The sequence below is a fragment of the Natranaeroarchaeum aerophilus genome (assembly GCF_023638055.1).
Taxonomy (GTDB): Archaea; Halobacteriota; Halobacteria; order Halobacteriales; family Natronoarchaeaceae; genus Natranaeroarchaeum; species Natranaeroarchaeum aerophilum.
In genome coordinates this window covers 110,106-130,540 of the sequence record NZ_JAKRVY010000006.1, presented here as the reverse complement: position 1 = coordinate 130,540, position 20,435 = coordinate 110,106, and the positions used below count along the sequence as shown (strand labels likewise).

At 61.9% G+C, this 20,435-nt stretch carries 14 protein-coding genes; 9 read left to right on the top strand and 5 right to left on the bottom strand.

What is annotated here, in order from left to right; genetic code table 11:
• Window positions 1-1,065 precede the first annotated feature (1,065 nt).
• The 4 genes from AArcSt11_RS11585 to AArcSt11_RS11570 all read right to left on the bottom strand — a co-directional run bounded on the left by AArcSt11_RS11585 (window position 1,066) and on the right by AArcSt11_RS11570 (window position 5,017).
• A complete protein-coding gene (locus AArcSt11_RS11585) occupies window positions 1,066-1,722 on the bottom strand; it encodes a ThuA domain-containing protein (protein ID WP_250597226.1) in 657 nt (218 codons plus the stop codon).
• Window positions 1,723-1,788: 66 nt separating this feature from the next.
• Window positions 1,789-2,814, bottom strand: coding sequence for a sugar ABC transporter permease (locus AArcSt11_RS11580; protein WP_353617762.1), 1,026 nt, complete (start codon window positions 2,812-2,814; stop codon window positions 1,789-1,791).
• A complete protein-coding gene (locus tag AArcSt11_RS11575; protein ID WP_250597224.1) occupies window positions 2,811-3,773 on the bottom strand; it encodes a carbohydrate ABC transporter permease in 963 nt (320 codons plus the stop codon). Before AArcSt11_RS11575 ends, AArcSt11_RS11580 begins: the two co-directional genes overlap by 4 nt.
• Window positions 3,774-3,793: 20 nt before the next feature.
• Window positions 3,794-5,017, bottom strand: a complete 1,224-nt coding sequence (locus tag AArcSt11_RS11570; protein WP_250597222.1) for an extracellular solute-binding protein — start codon at window positions 5,015-5,017, stop codon at window positions 3,794-3,796.
• Between the two features lie 232 nt (window positions 5,018-5,249).
• Here AArcSt11_RS11570 and AArcSt11_RS11565 point away from each other — a divergent pair, with 232 nt between their 5' ends.
• The 9 genes from AArcSt11_RS11565 to AArcSt11_RS11525 all read left to right on the top strand — a co-directional run bounded on the left by AArcSt11_RS11565 (window position 5,250) and on the right by AArcSt11_RS11525 (window position 20,126).
• A complete protein-coding gene (locus AArcSt11_RS11565; RefSeq protein WP_250597220.1) occupies window positions 5,250-7,262 on the top strand; it encodes a beta-galactosidase in 2,013 nt (670 codons plus the stop codon).
• A 253-nt stretch (window positions 7,263-7,515) separates the two neighbouring features.
• Window positions 7,516-10,365, top strand: coding sequence for a glycoside hydrolase family 2 protein (locus AArcSt11_RS11560; RefSeq protein WP_250597218.1), 2,850 nt, complete (start codon window positions 7,516-7,518; stop codon window positions 10,363-10,365).
• Between the two features lie 118 nt (window positions 10,366-10,483).
• Window positions 10,484-14,296, top strand: coding sequence for a glycoside hydrolase family 2 TIM barrel-domain containing protein (locus AArcSt11_RS11555; protein ID WP_250597216.1), 3,813 nt, complete (start codon window positions 10,484-10,486; stop codon window positions 14,294-14,296).
• 60 nt (window positions 14,297-14,356) lie between these two features.
• Window positions 14,357-15,106 (top strand): IclR family transcriptional regulator, encoded by a 750-nt coding sequence (locus AArcSt11_RS11550; RefSeq protein WP_250597214.1) that lies wholly within the window; start codon window positions 14,357-14,359, stop codon window positions 15,104-15,106.
• Window positions 15,107-15,324: 218 nt separating this feature from the next.
• Window positions 15,325-16,407: a Gfo/Idh/MocA family protein gene (locus tag AArcSt11_RS11545; protein WP_250597212.1), complete on the top strand. Its 1,083-nt coding sequence runs from the start codon at window positions 15,325-15,327 to the stop codon at window positions 16,405-16,407.
• Window positions 16,407-17,156 (top strand): hydroxypyruvate isomerase family protein, encoded by a 750-nt coding sequence (locus tag AArcSt11_RS11540; RefSeq protein ID WP_250597210.1) that lies wholly within the window; start codon window positions 16,407-16,409, stop codon window positions 17,154-17,156. Before AArcSt11_RS11545 ends, AArcSt11_RS11540 begins: the two co-directional genes overlap by 1 nt.
• A 48-nt stretch (window positions 17,157-17,204) precedes the next feature.
• Entirely contained in the window at window positions 17,205-18,356 is a 1,152-nt protein-coding gene (gene dgoD, locus AArcSt11_RS11535) for a galactonate dehydratase (protein WP_250597209.1), read from the top strand.
• A 2-nt stretch (window positions 18,357-18,358) separates the two neighbouring features.
• Window positions 18,359-19,153: an SDR family NAD(P)-dependent oxidoreductase gene (locus tag AArcSt11_RS11530; RefSeq protein ID WP_250597208.1), complete on the top strand. Its 795-nt coding sequence runs from the start codon at window positions 18,359-18,361 to the stop codon at window positions 19,151-19,153.
• Between the two features lie 553 nt (window positions 19,154-19,706).
• Window positions 19,707-20,126 (top strand): Rieske (2Fe-2S) protein, encoded by a 420-nt coding sequence (locus tag AArcSt11_RS11525; protein WP_250597207.1) that lies wholly within the window; start codon window positions 19,707-19,709, stop codon window positions 20,124-20,126.
• Here the strand turns inward: AArcSt11_RS11525 and AArcSt11_RS11520 are convergent.
• Complete coding sequence (locus AArcSt11_RS11520; protein ID WP_250597206.1) at window positions 20,123-20,413, bottom strand: transcriptional regulator; 291 nt, start codon at window positions 20,411-20,413, stop codon at window positions 20,123-20,125. The two genes, AArcSt11_RS11525 and AArcSt11_RS11520, sit on opposite strands and share 4 nt — an antisense overlap.
• Window positions 20,414-20,435: the final 22 nt, after the last annotated feature.

Sequence of the window (20,435 nt, the reverse complement as noted above, 5' to 3'; positions counted from 1 at the left end):
GCGAGTGAGTAGCCGAGCGGGACATCAGCAACCAGAAAGCCCCCGTGGCGCTCGGGTCGGACTCAGTTGGACACACTACAGCCAGAAAGCCCCCGCGGCGCTCGGGTCGGGCTCAGTTGGTCACACTACAGCCAGAAAGCCCCCGCGGCGCTCGGGTCGGACTCAGTTGGTCACACTACAGCCAGAAAGCCCCCGCGGCGCTCGGGTCGTCTGCAGCCGTGCGCTCCTCACATACGTTGCGGTGCTACTGGCTGCGGACTCCCCGACCGCCACGGCCCCTTTCGATCCCTCCCACCGCAGCCACACCCTCCCCAGCCGATTCCTCGCTCGCAGGACTCGCTCGTCATCCCTCGCACGGCGCTGGCTCGTCATAGACGACTCGCCAGCGCGCGCCGAAGCGCTATCCGAGCGATCGACACGACTACTGAATCGACATGCTGGTGTACAGGCTGTGTGGATCGACTGGGGACTGCGCGTAATCCGCGAACAAAGTGGCAGCACCGAGATGGAAAAGGTGGCCGTGAGTAGCGCCACGAATGGGGTGTTGCCGAAGTTTACAATCGTATGGGTGTAAGGCATTATCGGCGGTTGTTCATCAATAGAGAACAATACGGGATAGATCACGGTACCTCCGGGTCCACTGTGTTCTCCTGACCGCGAGTATAAATAGGAACTATCGATCCGCACGTCCGACCGGCGGTAATGGTACTGACTCACACATTGTTCACCGATAGTGAATGACAGAGGTGAAAATAATTATAATTATTGTTAACTATAGATCTGTACAGGAGCTATTGCTGGACTACAGCGCCCAGATCGCTCGCTTTCGGCAATATACGTCTACTAGAATGTTGTTCCCTGATAGTGAACAGAGATTGCGAGCGACAGACAGCCAGCTACGCACCGAGTAGCTACTCGGCAGGATGGAGTACTGGTCAACAGGGGTAGTCGGGAGTGATCCCGTGAGTGGATATGGATACCCTGTCGTGGACTGACGAACGGTCGGCAGATGTAGTCTGCCAGACGGTAACAGTATCCGCAGCTAAAAATAGATTTTGATATCCCCTACTGCTCGGCCAGCCATCCGACCGCGTTTCGGAGCAATCGCCGATACGATGGCTGTTCGAGGGCTTCGGGCGTGTGGCCCAGCGAGGCGTAACAGATGCGTCCCGCGCCGTGGGTCTTCGTCCAGACGACCGGGTACCGGTCGAGCTCCTCGTGATCCATCCAGGCGAGCACCTCGACATCCTCGTCGTGAGCGAGTTTGTACGGCTCGTCGAACACGCGAAAGTCCGAAACGCCGTCGATGATCGGATGCTCCCGCTCGACGATCTCGACGCCGAACTCGGCCTGCTCGGGGTGGCCGAGAAAGTGCCCGCCGAGGAACGCTCGCAACTCGGGCAGGGGCTCCTCGCGTGGAGTGACACTCCCGTCGCCGTCCGGCTGGCTCGTGAGGTCTGCGGCGCAGTGGAGGCCGAGGTAGCCGCCGCCGGACTCGATAAAGGAAAACAGACCAGCGCGCTGCTCGTCGGTGAGCGCGCTATCCGTGAGATAATCGACGACGATGTCGTACGCCGAGAGATCGGTCAGCGCAGACCTGTCCGTCGTGCTGGTGATGACTGTCGTTTCGCCGAGCGCGTCCTCGATGTGTGGTCCCATCTCGTCGAGCGAGTGGAAGGGAAAACGGGTTTCGCCGACAAGCAGGACGTGTGGCTGGGTCATGGTGATATAGAGTTGTCACCGTAGCATCATTGTCGTTGTGGTTTCCCACCGAAAATATGGGGCCAGCTATCCTTCCATGCCGCCGAAGGACAGCCCGCTCTCGACGTAGCGCTGACTGAAGAAGTAAATCAGCGCCACCGGCAACGCATACACCAGCGCGAACGCCGAGAACTGACCCCACGGCGTACTGAACTCGTCAATCAGCCGATACAGACCAACCGACAGCGGATGATTATCCGCACTCAGCAGGATCTGGACCAGAATGAACTCGTTCCACCCAGCCAGGAACACGAAGATCAACACCACCGCCAGCCCCGGCTTCGACAGCGGCAACACGATCTCCCACATCACACGCCACCGCGACGCACCATCCATGATCGCCGCCTCCTCATACGACTCCGGGATGTTATCCATGAACGTCTTCAGCAACCACGTGTTGAACGGAATCGCACCCGCCGCGTACAGCGCCGAAACAGCAAGAAAGCTGTTCAACAGCCCCAGCTGGTTGAACACCACGTAGATCGCTATCAGCGCCGCGATCGAGATCCCACCACCCACCTGCGTCAACAGCACATAGCCGTACAGCAACGGTTTACGCCCCTTGAACTCACGCCGCGAGAACGCGTACGCAGCCGGGATGATCAGGATCATCGAGAACACCACCGTGGGGATCACCAACTGCAGGCTATTCGCCAGGAACGACCCGGTAAACGCTTCCCACATACCCACAGTCGGAGCCTCCTGATAGTTGGGCCGGAAGAAAAACCCGGAGTCGTACCACAGCCACTCGAACGCAGCCAGGTTGTACTCCGTCGGCGACGCGAAAAAGCCCTCCTCGTACAGGCTCGCCGCGCCCGTCCCCGCCGCCAGCGCCACGTTGATCATATAATACAGCGGGAACAGGATGATCAACAGGAGCACGATCGCACCCAGCGTCGCACCCGCTGTCAGCCCAACCTCTCGATAGGACGCCCGGCCATCCCGGAGCGCTCTGATCGTACCGATCACTTCACGACCCGCGCGGATCGGTGCCTTTGCCCCGTGGACGATGTCATCCTTGAGATCACCAAGGATGCTTTTGCTCATACTCATTGGTCCGAGAGTCCCTCCGCGAGTCTACCTTTTCTGACGTTGATCCACATGAACATGCCGATGAAGATCAATGCGATCACCATGATCGCTGCACCGATCCCCATCCGCGGCGGCGACTGGAACGCCTCCCGGTATCCGTACAGCAGGATGAACTCGTTGTACCGCGACGGGCCACCGTTGTTGAAAATAAACGGCACCAGGAACTGCTGGAACGACGTCGCCCCAGTCAGAATCGACGCGAACCAGACCGGCCGCTTGATCGCCGGCAGCGTCACGTGGATGAACCGATGCAGATAGCCCGCACCGTCGACTTTCGCCGCATCGTGCAGCTCGCCGGAGACATCCTGGAGGGCGCTGACGATAATGATCAGCATGAACGCATACGCCAGCCACAGCTCCGTAATCACATAGGAGGCAAACGCCATCCAGCGATTGAAGAACCAGCCGATCGGCTCGGGGTTCTGCCCAAGGAAGCCGGCAATATTGATATAGGCCTCGTTAGCGATGCCAAAGCGTGCCGGACTGAACATCTGTCGCCAGACGGTGATCGTAAAGACCGGCGGTAGGCCAAGCGGAATAATCGCCAGCGCGCGCATGTAGCGCTTGCCACGCACGCGGTCGTGCGTGAACACAAGTGCCATCGCTACGCTGAAGATGATCTTGAGGACGACACTGACGAAGACGAACAGCCAGGTGACGCCCATCGAGGTCCAGAACTGGCTGTCCTGAACGAGTCGACCGTAGTTATCGAGCGCAACGAAATCGTACGTGCCCCGAATGAGATCCTCTGCCCCACCGGCGTTGGTAAAGGACAGAAAGATCAGATACATGATCGGGTAGAGCATGAAGATCCCGTAGGTCAGCAAGCCGGGAAGGACCAACAGCCCCGCCTGATCATCTTTCGAGGGCAGACGCTGTGCTACCCAGGACCGGTCGGCGTTTTCACTGGAAAAACTCATGGAAGAATATAAAACGTTCGTTAGATGTCTTCCCACGCGTCGCGGACATCTTCAGCTGCCTGCGTGAACCGCTCTTCGATGTCGGCATCCCCGGTCAGCACTTCAGACAGTGCGTCGTATGTTGGCTCCCAGACCTGATTCATCTGTGTGTCGGCTGGCATCGGAATCCCCATCTCGAAACTCTCGGAGAACGCTTCGAGTTCGGTCGGTAGCTCGTCGCTTCCAACCAGGTTCTGGTGAACCGGGATGTAATTGTGATCCTCGACAAGACGCAGAAGCACGTCCTCGTTTGTCGTCATCCACTCCGCGAAGTCGACTGCGACCTCCCGTCGGTCCTCGTCTTCGGCGTTCGCGTCCGCGAAGTAGTACATGTCAACGCCCGTGTACGGTCGCGGCTCGTTACCGTCGATCGTCGGCAACGGCGCGACCCCGAGATCGACATCCTCGGACTCCTGAAAGTCGTTGACGGCCCATGGACCGTTAATCATCAGCGGTGCGTTTCCGTTGTCGAACGTACTGAACTGCGGGTCGTACTCCAGATCTGCAGGCGCGTACTCGTACAGGACGTCCCGGACGACCTCGATGCCGTCCCACATTTCGGGCTGGTCGAGTCCCGTATCACCGACTTCCTGATCGTAGTAGTAGCCTCCGAAGGCGTGGTTCGCGAACGTGACCATGTACTCGTTGAACTCCATCGCGAAGCCATACTCACCATCACCTGGGCTGTGGAACTCCTCCATGATGGCTTCCATCTCGTCGAGTGTCTCCGGAGGTTCGTCGATCAAGTTCCGGTTGTACATCAGCGTCGGCACTTCGCCACCGGTCGGCAGGGCGTAGGTCCCGCCCTCGTACCTGATAGCGTCGACACCGGTGTCGACGAACTCTTCTTCGACGTCGATCGTCAGATCGTCGCTTATTTCGTACACGAAGCCTCGGTCGACGTGGTCACCGAGCCAGTCGTGTGCCCAGTCGTAGAGCTCCGGTCCTTCACCTGCGGCGACTGCCGTCTCGATCCGGTCACCGAGTTCGCCCAGCGCTTCGTCGGCGACCTCCCAGCCTTCCTCGTTCTCGTCGTTGTACTGTGAGATGATATCCTCGACCGTGTCGAGTTCGGACCCCTCCCGCTCGTGCCAGATCAGCGCATCGCCGGATGGTTCGTCGTCGCCCCCGATACAACCGGCGAGCATACTTGCTGCTGCGATACCGCTGGCTCCTTTAATAACCGCTCGTCTATTGAGTGCCATTGATACTTCGTGCGCATATTGAGGCCTGTACTACATAATCGTTTGGGTTGTATACTGGACAGTGAATCCCGATGTCGAGTAAATACGCCGCCTTGGCCCCCGTCGAGTACACGTTCGATCTTCACAGATTGATCCCTGCGTTGCCTCGATTCCGGCGTCCAGATCTGTGGAATCCTATCTCGGGACCTGCAGGATCGGAGAACTTAAGAGACTGATCGGCCTCTACCATACCATGTCGATAGGAGTCTGTTACTTCCCCGAGCACTGGCCGAGCGAGCGCTGGGAACAGGACGTCGAGGAGATGGTCGAAGCTGGAATCGAGTACGTCAGGATGTCGGAGTTCGCGTGGGCACAGCTAGAGCCCGAGCGTGACGAGTTCGACTTCGAGTGGCTCGACACGGTCGTCGATCACCTGCACGAGCAGGATATTGATGTCGTCCTCTGTACGCCGACCGCGACGCCACCGCGCTGGCTCGTCGACGATCACCCGGACATTCTACAGGAAGAGGACGACGGGACGAAACGGGAGTTCGGAAGCCGCCGCCACTACTGTTTCAACTCGGAGTCGTACCGGCTGGAAACTGCCCGGATCGTCGACGAACTCGGCGAACACTTCGCCGATCATCCCGGCGTCGTCGGCTGGCAGATCGACAACGAGTTCGGCTGTCACGGCACGCTCCGGTGTTACTGTAATGACTGTTCGGCCGCGTTCAGCGAGTGGCTCGAAGACCGCCACGGCGACATCGAAGCGCTCAACGACAACTGGGGGACCGACTTCTGGAGCCAGCAGTACGACCGCTTCGAGCAGATCCAGCCGCCACGTCACACCGCAGCGTGGCACCATCCGTCGCTCCTGCTCGATTACGCACGCTTTACGAGCGACAGCGTGGTCGAGTTCAACGCCCTGCAGGCCGACCTGCTGAACGACCACAACGACGACTGGTTCATCACGCACAACTTCATGGACCACTACCCCGAACTCGACAGCTACGACGTCTGCGAGTCGCTCGACTTCGCGTCGTGGGACTCGTACCCGACCGGCTTCGCCCAGGAGCGCGGCGACCCCTCGACCGACGAGCTACTCGTGGGCGATCTCGACTGGGTTTCCTTCAATCACGATCTCTACCGCTCGGCGGCCGACGCGCCGTTCTGGGTGATGGAACAGCAGCCGGGCGACATCAACTGGCCGCCGTACTCGCCCCAGCCCGCCGAGGGTGCGGTCCGACTGTGGGCTCACCACGCGATGAGCCATGGTGCGGAATCGGTCGTCTACTTCCGCTGGCGGCGCTGCCGCGAAGGGCAAGAGCAGTATCACGCCGGACTGCTCGACGCCGACGGCAGCAAAGCGCGTGGATACGAGGGTGCAAGCGAGGCCGCGAGCGAGCTGGTGGGACTCCCCGATCCTGGTGAGGTCTCGTCGTCGGTCGCCGTGCTTCACGAGTACGACAACCTCTGGGCGGTCGACGAGCAGGCGAACACCCCGGACTTCGAGTACTGGGAGCACCTCCACGGCTACTACGCCGTGCTTCGGCGCCGTGGCGTCTCTGTGGATGTCGTCGAGCCGACCGCGGCGCTCGACGAGTACGACGCCGTCGTTGCACCGACGCTCTACCTGATCAACGAGGAGCGGGCGGACGCGCTCGAATCGTACGTCGAAGACGGGGGCGAGTTGCTCCTGACGCTCCGCTCGGGCGTCAAGGACCGACACAACAAGCTACTGAACGCGTCTGCGCCCGGCCCGCTGGCCGACCTCGTCGGAACGACTGTCGACGAACACGAAGCCCAGCACCCGAAACAGGAACAGGTCGTCGAGTACAGGGGGGAGACTTACGGCTACCACACCTGGAACGAGCGGCTCTCGCCCGACAGTGCAACCGTCGTCGGGACGTATGCCGCAGGCTCGCCTGACGGGCTGGCCGCGATCACCGAACACGAGTTCGGGGCCGGATCGGCGGTCTACTGCGGGCTCTGGCCCGATGAGGACCTGACGGATCGGCTCGTCGACGACTTGCTCGACAGAGCCGGCGTCGAGGCACTCTCAGAGCCGCTGCCGGACAACGTCCGCGTGACCGAGCGTGGCGGGAAGACATGGGTCACGAACGGTACCGGCGAGTCCGTCGAGATCGACGCATCCGCGGACGCCGAGTTCCTGCTCGGCGAGGCGACCGTCCCGGCCTATGACCTCAGTATCGCGGATGGTCCTGTCACTGGCCTCGACGTCAAGGTCGACGAGTCACAGTCGTAAGCGGTACCGACGGAGGAATCCGTTCGACCCGTCGTTTGGCAGTGTTATCGATTCCCCTGGCACGTCACAGAGCGTTCAGTTCGACGGCTCCACTCCGCAGGCGAACCCTTATTACCAATCGGCAACTCCCCGACATCATGCGCATACGAAATATACCGGGCAGCCGGTCTTCAACAGTGTTATCCTGGTATGGGGGTGCTATCGTCGACGCGCTTGCAATCGGAACGCTTCGGCGACCGGTACGGGTGACGAGATGACGCCCACACCCCGACCCGACGGGCCGAGCGACCGGCAGTCACTGAACGGCATCTGGGAGTTCACTGCCGAAACAGCAGAGGGTCCCGACCAACTCGACGGGAACTGGAACCCGCACAGCGTTCCCGCCGAGTGGACCCACGAGGGGTACGAGGTCGATTCCTACCTCGGTGAGGACGGCTGGAAGGACGTCGGCCCCTCGGACTACGAACGGGGCTGGTATCGCCGCGAATTCGCAGTTGATGACGACTGGGACGGGAGCCGACTCAAACTCCGCTTCGGTGCGGTCTACACCCACGGCGAGGTATGGGTCAACGGCCAGCGTCTGGGCGAGCACGACGGCGGCTACACCCCCTTCGAGTTCGACGTCACCGGAATCGTTGACACCGGCGAGAGCAACACGATCACCGTTGCTGTCGCCGAGGAGACCCTCGCGACCGATATGGGCTGGGGTACCGGTCGGGGCGGCATCACCCGGGACGTGACGCTCTTTGCCGTCCCGGACTGTCACCTTTCGGCGTGTCAGGTCGAGACGGAACTTCCGGACGAGGACGGCAACGCTATTGTCCGCGTGCTCGCTACGGTGACCAACGAGGGGGAGGTGAGTGTCGACGACGCCGTCCTCACCGTCGACCTCACTGATCCGGACGGCAACCGCGCCGCATCGGTCGAGGAAGAACTTGATCTGATCGATCCCGGTGAAGAACTCCAGCACGTCGTCGAACTCGAACTCTCGGAGTACACGACGTGGGATCCCGTCCATCCGGAGCTGTACGATCTCGACGCCACGATCTCCGCTGGCGGGGAAGAACACGCAGTCGATCAACGAGTCGGGATCCGCGAGATTGACGTCGAGGGAACCGAGTTGCTCGTCAACGGCCAGCCAGTCACGCTTCGCGGCGTCAACTGGGAGGAAGTCCACGAGGATCACGGCCAGTCCGTCCCGGCGGAGCAGACCTACCAGGACATGAAGCTGCTCCGCGAGGCGAACGTCAACTACGTTCGGACAGCCCATCACCCGCCCTCGGAGGCGCTGCTCGACGCCTGTGATGAGCTCGGATTGTTTGTGGAAGTGGAGGCCCCGTTCTTCCAGCTCGACGCTGCCGACCCGTACGACGATGACCTCATCGTCCAGCAGACCGCCGAGATGGTCGAACGCGATCGCAGTCACACCTCCGTCTTCTGCTGGTCGCTCGGCAACGAGGGGGACCCGGGCGGTATCGAGGGCCACTACGACGCCGCAGCGACGGTCGATCAACTGGACGGCACGCGACCGGTGATCTACCACTACGACCAGTGGAACTTCGCCGACGACACCGTGGATCCGCTGGATCTCGGCGTCGACGTAGCGAACCACCACTACCCCGCGACACGGCCCGGATTCGGCGTTCAGAACTTTGCAGCGTTTGAGATTCCAGTCCTGTTCGGGGAGTTCGGTCACACCTACACGTACAACGGTCACGAGCTAGCAACAGATCCTGGCGAACGCGACGCCTGGGTAGCGGTCTTCGAGAAGACGTGGGAACAGGTCCGGGACGTCGACGCCTGCATCGGCGCGGCGATCTGGGCAGGTGGCGACCAGATCCAGCCAGCAAGGGGAGTAGAAGACGGCAAGATCGTTGGAGCCGACGAATACCGGTGGGGACTGGTGGACGGCCTCAGACGCCCCAGACCCGAACTCTGGCACGTCACGAAGATCTACTCACCAGTACAGGTCGTCTCGACCGACTGGTCCGACGACGAACTCGTCGTCGACGTAGAGAACCGCTGTGAGTTCTCGACGCTCGCGGAACACACCGTCGAGTGGCAGGCAGGCGACGACAGCGGCGAACTCGACCCCGAGATCGCTCCCGGTGAGACCGGCACGGTGACGATCCCCGTCTCATCGGCCGAGGAGGCGGTACTGCGAGTCGACGATCGACGGGGGTTCACCGTCAACACGTTCGAGTTCACCCGTCGCGAGGCGAGCGTCGACGCCCCGGCGACAGAACTGGGATCGGACGCGGTCTCCGGGACTGCCAACGCAATCACTATCGACGGTGCCGACTACACGGCCACGATCGATCGAGAGACCGGCCACGTCGAGATTACGCACGGGGACGATCCGGAGCCGATCGTCGACGGGATCGATATCGGCATGACGCCCTCCGAGGATGGCGAGTCACCGCCGTACTACGGTGACGCCCTCGAACACCGGCTCGATGGACGGTCCCTACAGGACGTACAGGTAGTCGAAGGCGGTGGGGCCGCCGAGATCACAGTCGAATACGACGTTGCAACCGGTACCGTACTCCTTCGCCCGCTTGAGGAGGGCATCCACGTGGAGTACGAGTACACGCTCACCGAGGAGCAAGACAGCAAAGAAGCAGGTATCGTGTTCTCGATGACGGAGGATCACGAGACGCTCTCGTGGACGCGCGATGCGGACTGGAGCACGTACCCTGACGCGTACGATCATATCGGACGGGAGAACGGGACTGCGAGAGCGTTCCCGACTGGCGAGCGACCGGAGGATGACGTCGCCCGGTTAAACCGCGACGTCCAGTGGGCCGACGGCGTGACGAAACACGGCTCGAACGACTTCCGAAGCACGAAGCGGAACGCACTGTCGACAACGCTCACGAACGCCGACGACGGTCTCGGTGCGCAACTATGGCCACGGACCGGTCAGCACGTCCGATCGATGGTTCGTGACGATACGGTAGACATGTTCGTCCTCGATCGACGGATCGGCGGTGTCGGCCTGAGCTTCCTCGATCGGCTGATGCTCCTCGGTGAGGACGCGACAGTCGAATCAGGAACCGGGTTCTCCGGTGCCGTGACCCTCGGGGTGGCGGTGGAGAACTAACGCACGATCGGCAAGCAAGCGGGACGGGTGACGATCATTCGATCGAAGCCCTCTGGATCGTCTATATCTAGATTGTACAAGAGGAATATTTATTAACAATCAACATTACGTGTGATATATGCCCAAACGGGTTACAGAGACGTCAGTAGACCGGCGTGCAGTATTGACATCGGTCGCAGGAATCGCCGGCGGTGCAATCGTCGGAACCGGGGGAGGCAAAGCGGGTCAGTTGTCGGAGGTCGAAGCGCTCGACGGTGACGTCCTCGACGGAGTACGGCTGACGCCCCGGCCGGCCGCGGACGGCGACGGGCGGCAGTCACTCAACGGCACCTGGTCGTTTTCGGCCGCGACGGTCGATTCTCCCGACGCTCTCGACGACAGCTGGAGCGACCACGAGGTCCCGGCCGAGTGGAACCACGAGGGACACGAGGTCGACTCCTATCTTGGCGAGGACGGCTGGGAGGATCTCGACCCCTCGGACCACGAACGTGGGTGGTATCGACGCGAATTCGAGGTCAGCGAGGACTGGGAGGGGAACCGACTGAAACTGCGCTTCGGCGCGGTCTACACCCACGGCGAGGTGTGGGTCAACGGCCAGCGCCTTGGCGAACACGACGGCGGCTACACCCCGTTCGAGTTCGACGTCACCGACGAAATCGAGGTCGGGGAGACGAACACTGTCGATGTCGCGGTCACCGAGGAGACCCTCGCAACCGACATGGCCTGGGGAACCGGCCGTGGCGGCATCACGCGGGGTGTAACCCTGTTTGCCGTCCCCGACTGTCACCTGTCATCGCTCCACATCGAGACGGAGCTTCCGGACGGGGACGGCCCGGCGACCGTTCGGCTCCGTTCGACCGTAGTCAACGAGGGGAGTGGGACAGTCGAGGACGCCGTTCTCAGTGCCGACCTTGCAGACCCGGACGGCGATCACGCCGCAGCGGTCGAGGAGACGCTCGACCCGATCGATTCCGGTGGAGAAATCGAGCACGTCGTCGAGATCGAACTCGACGAGTACGAGACGTGGGACCCAGTTCACCCCCGCCTGTACGACCTTGACGCGAGCGTGACTGCGGGCGGCGACGACCACGCGACGAGCGAACAGATCGGGATCCGAGAGATCGAGGTCGATCACGTCGAGCCGGAGTCGAACGAGTCGGAATCGGAGGAAGACGACGATGGGATCTCCCCGGACCCCGAGGACGCCCTCGCCTGGCTGAACTTCGAGGATGTCGAGAGCTCGATGGCGACTGACGAGTCCGGAAACGGGAACGACGGCGAGCTGGTCAACGACCCCGCACTGGTCGACAGCCCCTCGGGAACGGCGGTCGACTGTGCTGGCGACGGCCACGTCGTAATCGGAGACGGAAGCGCTCTCAGCTTCACCGAGCCGGGGTTCAGTGTCCAGATAACGTTCCAGTACACCGGTGACGGGCATCTGTTCTCGAAGGATGACCAGTATGCGGCGGGCATCTGGGGCGGCGAACTGGACTTCTGGGCAGAGGGCGAGGGAGGCTGGCCCGGTTCCGCTGGCGGCGACCTTTCCGTGGGTGAGTGGTACACCGGAACCATCGCAATGGATGACGACGAGATCCGTCTCTACGTCGACGGCGAGCAGGTCGGCTCGGCAAGCCACTCCGCTGACTCGCTCGCCGAGTACGACGATGCGCCGCTGTACATCTCCCAGGACTGGGACGACGACGCCGAACCGGTCGTCGACGAGTTCCTCGTGTTCGATACCGCACTCGGAACGAGCGAGGATTCCGACGACGGGGGCGAGTCGGAACCGAGCGACGCCTCGGAACTGCTGATAAACGGCGAGTCCGTTACGCTGCGTGGCGTCAACTGGGAGGAGGTCCACGAGGATCACGGCCAGTCCGTCCCGCCCGAGCAGACCTACGAGGACATCGAGATGCTCCGCGAGGCGAACATCAACTTCATTCGAAGCGCACACCACCCGCCGTCGGAAGCACTGCTCGATGCGTGTGACGAACTCGGGCTGGTCGTTCAGGTGGAGGCTCCGCTCTTCCATCTCTGGGAGGAGCCATACGACGACGATCTGATCGTCCAGCAGACCGTCGAGATGGTCGAGCGGGATCGCAACCGGGCCTCCGTCTTCTGCTGGTCGCTCGGCAACGAGGGATGGCCCGAAGATATCGACGGCCATTACGAGGCCGCCGAGGCGCTCGCAGGGCTGGACGACACCCGGCCGACGATCTACCACTTCGACCAGTGGGGGTACGGCGACGACGTCGATCATCTGGGCCTCGGCGTTGACCTGGCGAACCACCACTATCCCGCGACACGGCCCGGCTTCGGCGTCGACGAGTTCGACGATCTCACCGCACCGATCATGTTCGGGGAGTTCGGCCACACCTACACGTACAACGGTCGCGAGCTGGCAACCGACCCCGGCGAGCGCGACGCCTGGGTAGCGGTCTTCGAGAAGACGTGGGAGCAGGTCCGGGATGTCGACGCCTGTATCGGCGCGGCAATCTGGGCCGGTGGCGATCAGACGCAGCCCGATCGCTGGTGGGAGGACGACGACCTCGTCGAGGTCGAGGAGTACCGCTGGGGACTGGTCGACGGTTACCGGCGCGTCCGTCCCGAACTCTGGCACGTCAAGAAAGTCTACTCACCGGTTCAGGTTCACTCGACGGAGTGGGGCGAGGAGGAGCTCACCCTCGACGTGGAGAACCGCTGTGAGTTCTCCGACCTCGACGAGCACACCGTCGAATGGGAGACTGACTCGGATGGCGGCGAGCTCTCGCCCGACATCGCGTCAGGCGAGACCGGGACCGTATCGATTCCCGTCACCGTGGACGACGAACAGGTCCACCTTCGGATCGAGGATCGTCGCGGGTTCACCGTCGACACGCTAGTCGTCGAACGAGAGGATGACGAGCTGGACGTCCCTGCAGAGACACTCGGATCTGACGCCGTTTCCGAGGGAGACACAGTCGAACTCGTTGCGGGCAACTACGAGGTGTTGGTCGACCGAGAGACCGGCGACATCGAGGTGACCCCTGCTGGAACCGACGATCCGATCGTCGAGGCCATCGATCTGGGAATGACGCCCTCCGAGGGCGGAGAATCACCGCCCCACTACGGCGACGCGCTCGAACATCGGCTCGATGGCCGCTCCGTCGACCGCGTTGATCTCGTCGACGACGGGTCGGCCGTCGAGATCGGGATCGAGTACGAGCGAGTGGACGGCATCATCCGTCTGTCCCCGCTCGACGGCGGCATCAAGGTGGAGTACGAGTACTCCCCTGCGGAGGATATCGCGATCAAAGACGCAGGCATTGTTCTCTCGGTTGCGAGCGACCACGAGACGCTCTCGTGGGACCGCGACCCCGACTGGAGCACCTATCCGGAGGAGTACAAGCACATCGGTCGGCCCGAGGGGACTGCGGCGGCGTTCCCGAACGACGAGCGCCCCGACGATGACGTCGCACGGCTCGATCGGGAGGTACAGTGGGCAGAGGATGTGACGAAACATGGCTCGAACGACTTCCGCGGGAAGAAACGCCACGTTCGTTCAGCCTCGCTCACCGACGCGGACGACCACGGTCTCGACGTCTGGCCGGGCAGTGACCAGCACGTCCGTGCGATGGTACGGGACGACACCGTTGAGCTGTTCGTGCTGGACCGATCGATCGGCGGTGTCGGTCTCGACTTCCTCGATCGGCTCATGCTGCTCGAACAGGATGCGACGATCGAGTCCGGCACGGAACTGAGCGGGACAGTGACGATCGGGCTGGCGGGCTACGACGCACCGGACGATGGGAACGGTGACGACGAGCCGCCGGAGGACGACACTGCAGACGATGACGAGACCCCCGGTTTCGGCGCGCCAGCAGCGGGCGGAGCGGTTACCCTTGCGGGACTGTACAGGGCGTATCGCTCGACCGACAACGAAGCGGAGTAGGCCCGTCCCGGTTCGGCGATAGTGAACAGTTTTTTGCGCACTCGATTCGTTGCTATGGCCATGCCCACCGACAGCATCCCGGTGCAAGCCCTCGCGACGACGGCTGCAGTCGTCGAGACGCTCGACGAGCGCGACGGTGCAGGCGTCACGGAGGTCGCACGCGAACTCGACCTGACCAAAAGCGTCGTCCACAACCACCTGAACTCGCTCGTGGAGCTGGGGTACGTCGAGAAGCGCGGGACGACCTACCGCGTCGGTATCGGCGTCGCCGGGCTCGGGCTGACTGCCCGTCGTCGGTCGCCGGTGTTCGCCGCTGCCAGGGAGCAACTGGAGAGTCTGGCAACGACGACAGGCGAGGTCGTGACGCTCGTCGTCGAACACGAGGGGCGGGGGCTCTGTCTGTACGCGACTGGTCACGAGGCGATCAGTGACTCCCCGGAAGGGACGCGAACGCCGCTGCACACGACGGCTCCCGGGAAAGCGATCCTGGCCGAATATTCTCGTGAGGAGGTCGGCCGGATCGTCGAGCAACACGGCCTCTCCGGACGAACCGAATACACGATTACCGACAGTGACGCACTGTTCGACGAGCTTCGGACGGTCCATGATCAGGACATCGCGTTCGAGCGGGACGAGTACGCCGACGGGCGGCGTGGACTGGGTGCCTCGATCGTCGACAGTACCGGGACCGTTCTCGGTGCCATCGGCGTCCATGGCCCGGCAGAGAGCCTGAGCGGTAAGCGTCTGGAAGAGGATCTGGTGGGGCTCGTAGTAAGCAAGGCGAAAGCGATCGAACTCGGACTCGACTAGGACGGTGTTCATCACTGGAGAACATCTCCGGATGGACGGCAGTGTATTGACAGACATATGTATGTAATACGTCGGTGCTCAACCGACACGCCGACAGGCGTTCTTCATTAATGAACAGGTGGTGCAGAGCGCGTGAACCGGTCGAAACTGCTGCGGGCTGGTGCTCGCAGCCGAGGAACTGGCACAACTGTTAAGCACTCGCCGTCGGAACTCGTGGTATGGAGTACGATGTTGCAGTCATCGGCACCGGTACTGAGCCCGACGACCCCGGCCGTGACGGCTACGCGATGGCCTACCATCACGCCGCAGCCTACGAGAAAATCGACGGCTGCGAGCTTGTCGCGTGTGCAGATATCGTCCCCGAGAACGCCGATGCCTTCGCCGAGGAGTTCGGGATCGAAGACGTCTTCGAGGAGTACGATCGGATGCTTGAGGCAGTCGAACCGGATATCATCTCGGTCTGCGTTCCGCCCGCCGTCCACGCCGACATCGTGGTCGACTGCATCCGTTCGGGCATCCCCGAGGCGATCCACTGCGAGAAGCCGATGGCCGACACGTTCGGCGGCGCTCGACGGATGGCCGAGGCGGCGGCCAGCCACGACGTGCAGGTGACCTTCAATCACCAGCGGCGGTTCAGCGACGCCGTCCGGACCGCAAAGCAACTGCTCGAGGACGGCGAAATCGGGGAACTCCGACGCGTCGAGTTCTCCGCGATCGGCATCTACGATTACGGCTCTCACTCCTTTGACCTGTGTAACTACTTCAACGACGAGCACTCCGCGGAGTGGGTTATGGCGCAGGTCGACTACCGGGAGGAGAACGTCCTCTTTGGCACGCACAACGAGAATCAGGCGATCGTCTTCTGGGAGTACGACAACGGCGTCAGCGGAATCGCCGGAACGGATGAGTCCCACGAGGGTCCCGCCGCCGCAATCGGCTGTCACAACCGGCTTGTCGGCTCGGAGGGGACGATCGAAGTCGGCTCCGAGGCCGAGGACGCACCGCCGCTCCGGATCCGCCGTGACGGCGGGGACTGGGAGACGGTCGAGACCGAAGACGGGCTTCACGGCTGGGCGTTCATCGATCGGGCGATCGCCGAGAACGTGCGATGTCTCCGTGAGGACGACGAACCGGAGCTGTCCGCCGAGAACGCGCTGACTGCGACCGAGTTGATCTTCGGCGCGTACGAATCCGCACGCCGCCGCGGGCGCGTCGAGTTCCCGCTCGACATCGACGACAACCCGCTCGAAGCGATGGTCGAGTCCGACGACCTGACGCCCGCCCCGCGAGGTAAGGAGTAATGGTGCGCCTCTCGGTCTGTCTCGATATCGTGTACGACGACGAGCCCTACGAACGCCGGATCGAGCGCGCAAGTGCCGCCGGTGCCGACGCGATCGAGTTCTGGGACTGGCGCGAGAAGGATCTGGAGGCCGTCGCGGCCGCCGCGGACCGCGAGGGATTGCCGATCGTTGGCTGCACGGCGGGCGGGACACTGACCGATCCCGCGAGCGTCGAGGACGCCGTTGCGACGATCCGCGAGTCGATCGAGACCGCCGCGGAGTACGGGATCCCCACGCTCATCGTGACGACTGGCCCCGATCAGGAGGCGCACGACCGACACACCCAGCACGAGACGATCGTCGAGATACTGAAAACGGTTGCGCCGGACGCCGAAACCGCGGGCGTCACGCTCGTACTCGAACCGCTGAACACGGCAGTGGACCATCCAGGCTACTACCTCACCAGCACGGCAGAGGGCATCGATATCGTCGATGCGGTCGATTCGCCACGGGTGAAACTGCTCTACGACGTCTACCACCAGCAGATCACCGAGGGGAACGTCATCGAGACGATGACCGAGTACGTCGATCGGATCGGACACGTACACATCGCCGATGTGCCGGGCCGTCACGAGCCCGGAACCGGCGAACTCGCCTACGGCAACGTCTTCGACGCGCTCGATGACGCCGGGTACGAAGGTTACGTCGGCTGTGAGTTCCGCCCGACCGGCGATCCGGACGATGCAGTCGAGGCGACACTGGATCTATAATAACAATTTTGTACTGGGCCATCAAATCAACTGACAACACAATCAACTATGCATATCACAGACTACGAACTGTTCGAGGTGCCGCCGCGGTGGCTGTTCCTCAAAGTCACGACGAGCGACGGGACCGTCGGCTGGGGCGAACCCGTCGTCGAGGGGCGCGCGAAGACCGTCCGCGGCGCGGTCGAAGAGCTGATGGACAACTACCTGCTCGGGGAAGACCCTGGCCGGATCGAACACCACTGGCAACGGCTCTACCGGGGCGGCTTCTACCGCGGCGGGCCGATCCTGATGAGCGCAATCGCAGGCATCGATCAGGCGCTCTGGGACATCAAGGGCAAGCGCTTCGACGCGCCAGTCCACGAACTGCTCGGCGGCGCGACCGCCGACCGGATCCGCGTCTACCAGTGGATCGGAGGGGACAGACCCGCTGACGTGGGGAACGCGGCGGCACAGAAAGTCGATGCCGGGTTCACGGCGCTGAAGATGAACGCCACCCCCGAAATGCGTCGGATCGATACGCCAGCAGCGGTCGACTCCGCACGCGACAGGATCGCGGAAGTTCGCGATGCGGTCGGCGACGATGTGGACATCGGCGTCGACTTCCACGGCCGTGTCTCGAAATCGATGGCCAAACGCCTCGTCGAGGCGCTCGAACCCTACGAGCCGATGTTCGTCGAAGAGCCCGTCCTTCCCGAGCACAACGATGCACTCCCCCAGATCGCCCAGCATACGACGACGCCCATTGCGACGGGCGAACGGATGTACTCGCGCTGGGATTACAAGGAGCTGTTCGAGCAGGGCGTCATCGATCTGATCCAGCCCGATCTATCTCACGCTGGAGGGATCACCGAAGTGAAAAAGATCGCCAGCATGGCCGAAGCCTACGACGTGGCGATCGCACCGCACTGCCCACTCGGCCCGATCGCACTCGCCTCGTGTCTCCAGGTTGACGCCTGCACGCCGAACACGCTCATTCAGGAGCAGAGCCTCGACATCCACTACAACGAGACAAGCGATGTGCTCGACTATCTCGAGGACCCCGACGTCTTCGAGTATCACGACGGCTACGTCGACCTGCCGACCGATCCCGGTCTGGGTATCGAGATCGACGAGGAGACGGTTCGCAAGCGCGCCGAACAGGAGGTCAACTGGCATAACCCCATCTGGAAACACGACGACGGCAGCGTCGCCGAGTGGTAACCATGCCGGAGTACACACCTGTTGAGGGGCGATTCGAGGACTCGGTCGTCGTGGTGACCGGTTCGACGCGCGGGATCGGTCGCGGCGTCGCGAAACGGTTTGCGGCCGAAGGTGCGTCGGTCGTCGTCACTGGCCGTTCCGCGGAGATTGGCGAGGACGTCGCTGCATCGATCCGCGAGGACGGCGGCGAGGCCGTGTTCGTCGAAGCAGACATGCGCGAACCGGACGACATCGCCGCGCTGATGCAGGCGACCGCCGAGGAGTACGGCGGCATCGACGTGCTGGTGAACAACGCCGGTGTCCAGACCGAAACCAGCGTGACCGAAGCGACGATGGAGGACTGGGAGTTCGTCCTCGAAACGGATTTCCGGGCCTACTGGCTGTGTGCGAAGGAGGCCGTCGAGTATATGGACGAGGGTGTCATCCTGAACATGTCCTCGAACCACGCCCTGCTGACGATGCCGAGTCACTTTCCCTACAACGCTGTCAAGGCGGGTATCAACGGGATGACCCGGGCGATGGCGCTCGATCTCGGCCCCGAGATCCGCGCCAACACGATCAGTCCCGGCTGGATCGAGGTCGAACGAACCCGTGAGGAACTCCCGGAGGGACGAATCGAGGAGGTCGAGTCGATCCATCCAGTGGGTCGGATCGGGACACCCGAGGACGTCGCGGGGGTCGCCACGTTCCTCGCCAGCGACGATGCCGCCTTCATCACCGGCGCGAACCTGCTCGTCGATGGAGGGCGTACTGCATCGATGCAGGACGATACGCTTCCCGACTACCGGGAGAAGTGAGAATGTTCGTTTCTCGTTGATATTCTTGCAGTCTATTATTTGTACAGTATAGCAGTTGATATAGTAGAATTTGCACACATTCTACACATTGTACAGTTATTTTTGGGCTGGGAACATCGGTACTCGATCCGCTCGAAACTCGACTGTCTCTGGACGCGTGGCCTGTACCCCCAATGCGTTTGACTGACGTTTCTACAGCCCCCGATAAAAGATATTGTGAAATTAGATGAATTAGAATTGTTCCGCATATTTACATTTGCGCACTACAGAGACAGATGAGTCGACCCTCGACACGACCCGAGTGTTACTGCCTACATCTGTGTTTTGTCGTCCAATCTATGATAGGGCCGAACACACCAACAAAGACGGAGAAACGAGAATATATGTAGGTAGAGCACCCATAATCCATGAAAAAGGAGGATCTCCTCATCTGGCCGCGGTTACTAAATATAAAAATTTTATCATACATGCCAGAACTATAGTTTGCTGTGAGCTGTCGCACAGATCGCCCGAACCGGAACGTTATACACGACGGACCTACTGTTGGGGAACGATGAGTACGGAGACGCAGATCACGACAGTCGAGGACGTCCCGGACGATACGACCGTGCTCGTGACTGTCCGTGACGTCGAGTCGGGCGAGGAACGCGAGGCGATTCTGACAGAACTGGACGACGGCGTTGCTGGATGGCTGAACTCCTGCCAACATTTCACCCACATCGCCCTGGACAAGGGGTCGGGCGCACCGATGCGGAACGGCGAGATCATCTGTGCGAACCACGGAGCGTACTTCGAATCCGAGAGCGGTCTGTGCACCCATGGTCCCTGTGAGGGCGCGTATCTGGAAGCGCTCGACGTGACGACGGAAAACGGGGCGGTCTATCTGTCTGATGACGACTACGAATTCGTTTCAGAGGGAGGCATCGACGGGGATGATGCCGATCGGACGTCGACGTCGAACGTCGAGTTCTAGTCGATCCGGAAGGCTGGTTCTTCGATCCCCTCGTGTTTGCAGTCGGGACATCGCGAGGGAACGTTCGCGAGATCGTCGAACTCGTCGAAACCACACTCCCGACAGGTCGGTGGTGCGACGAGGAGCTGTTCGTCGCTGCCATCCAGCGATCGTGCGAGATGCTGAACGTGGGTCAGCACGCTCCCGACCGAGACGTCGAACTCGGCTGCCAGTCCGCTCGGCGTCTCGGTGCGTTCCCGGAGCGTCCGGGCGATCCGTTCGCGAGTCGTTTCCTCTGCTTCGCGCATGGGTGTCTGATCGTCGTATCGT

What these genes read in the sequence shown, in the direction of transcription:
- AArcSt11_RS11560 (WP_250597218.1), top strand. Translation starts at nt 7,516, where the DNA reads ATGACGCCCACACCCCGACCCGACGGGCCGAGCGACCGGCAGTCACTG.
- AArcSt11_RS11570 (WP_250597222.1), bottom strand. Translation starts at nt 5,017, where the DNA reads ATGGCACTCAATAGACGAGCGGTTATTAAAGGAGCCAGCGGTATCGCA.
- AArcSt11_RS11575 (WP_250597224.1), bottom strand. Translation starts at nt 3,773, where the DNA reads ATGAGTTTTTCCAGTGAAAACGCCGACCGGTCCTGGGTAGCACAGCGT.
- AArcSt11_RS11545 (WP_250597212.1), top strand. Translation starts at nt 15,325, where the DNA reads ATGGAGTACGATGTTGCAGTCATCGGCACCGGTACTGAGCCCGACGAC.
- AArcSt11_RS11585 (WP_250597226.1), bottom strand. Translation starts at nt 1,722, where the DNA reads ATGACCCAGCCACACGTCCTGCTTGTCGGCGAAACCCGTTTTCCCTTC.
- AArcSt11_RS11530 (WP_250597208.1), top strand. Translation starts at nt 18,359, where the DNA reads ATGCCGGAGTACACACCTGTTGAGGGGCGATTCGAGGACTCGGTCGTC.
- AArcSt11_RS11580 (WP_353617762.1), bottom strand. Translation starts at nt 2,814, where the DNA reads ATGAGTATGAGCAAAAGCATCCTTGGTGATCTCAAGGATGACATCGTC.
- dgoD (WP_250597209.1), top strand. Translation starts at nt 17,205, where the DNA reads ATGCATATCACAGACTACGAACTGTTCGAGGTGCCGCCGCGGTGGCTG.
- AArcSt11_RS11525 (WP_250597207.1), top strand. Translation starts at nt 19,707, where the DNA reads ATGAGTACGGAGACGCAGATCACGACAGTCGAGGACGTCCCGGACGAT.
- AArcSt11_RS11565 (WP_250597220.1), top strand. Translation starts at nt 5,250, where the DNA reads ATGTCGATAGGAGTCTGTTACTTCCCCGAGCACTGGCCGAGCGAGCGC.
- AArcSt11_RS11555 (WP_250597216.1), top strand. Translation starts at nt 10,484, where the DNA reads ATGCCCAAACGGGTTACAGAGACGTCAGTAGACCGGCGTGCAGTATTG.
- AArcSt11_RS11540 (WP_250597210.1), top strand. Translation starts at nt 16,407, where the DNA reads ATGGTGCGCCTCTCGGTCTGTCTCGATATCGTGTACGACGACGAGCCC.
- AArcSt11_RS11520 (WP_250597206.1), bottom strand. Translation starts at nt 20,413, where the DNA reads ATGCGCGAAGCAGAGGAAACGACTCGCGAACGGATCGCCCGGACGCTC.
- AArcSt11_RS11550 (WP_250597214.1), top strand. Translation starts at nt 14,357, where the DNA reads ATGCCCACCGACAGCATCCCGGTGCAAGCCCTCGCGACGACGGCTGCA.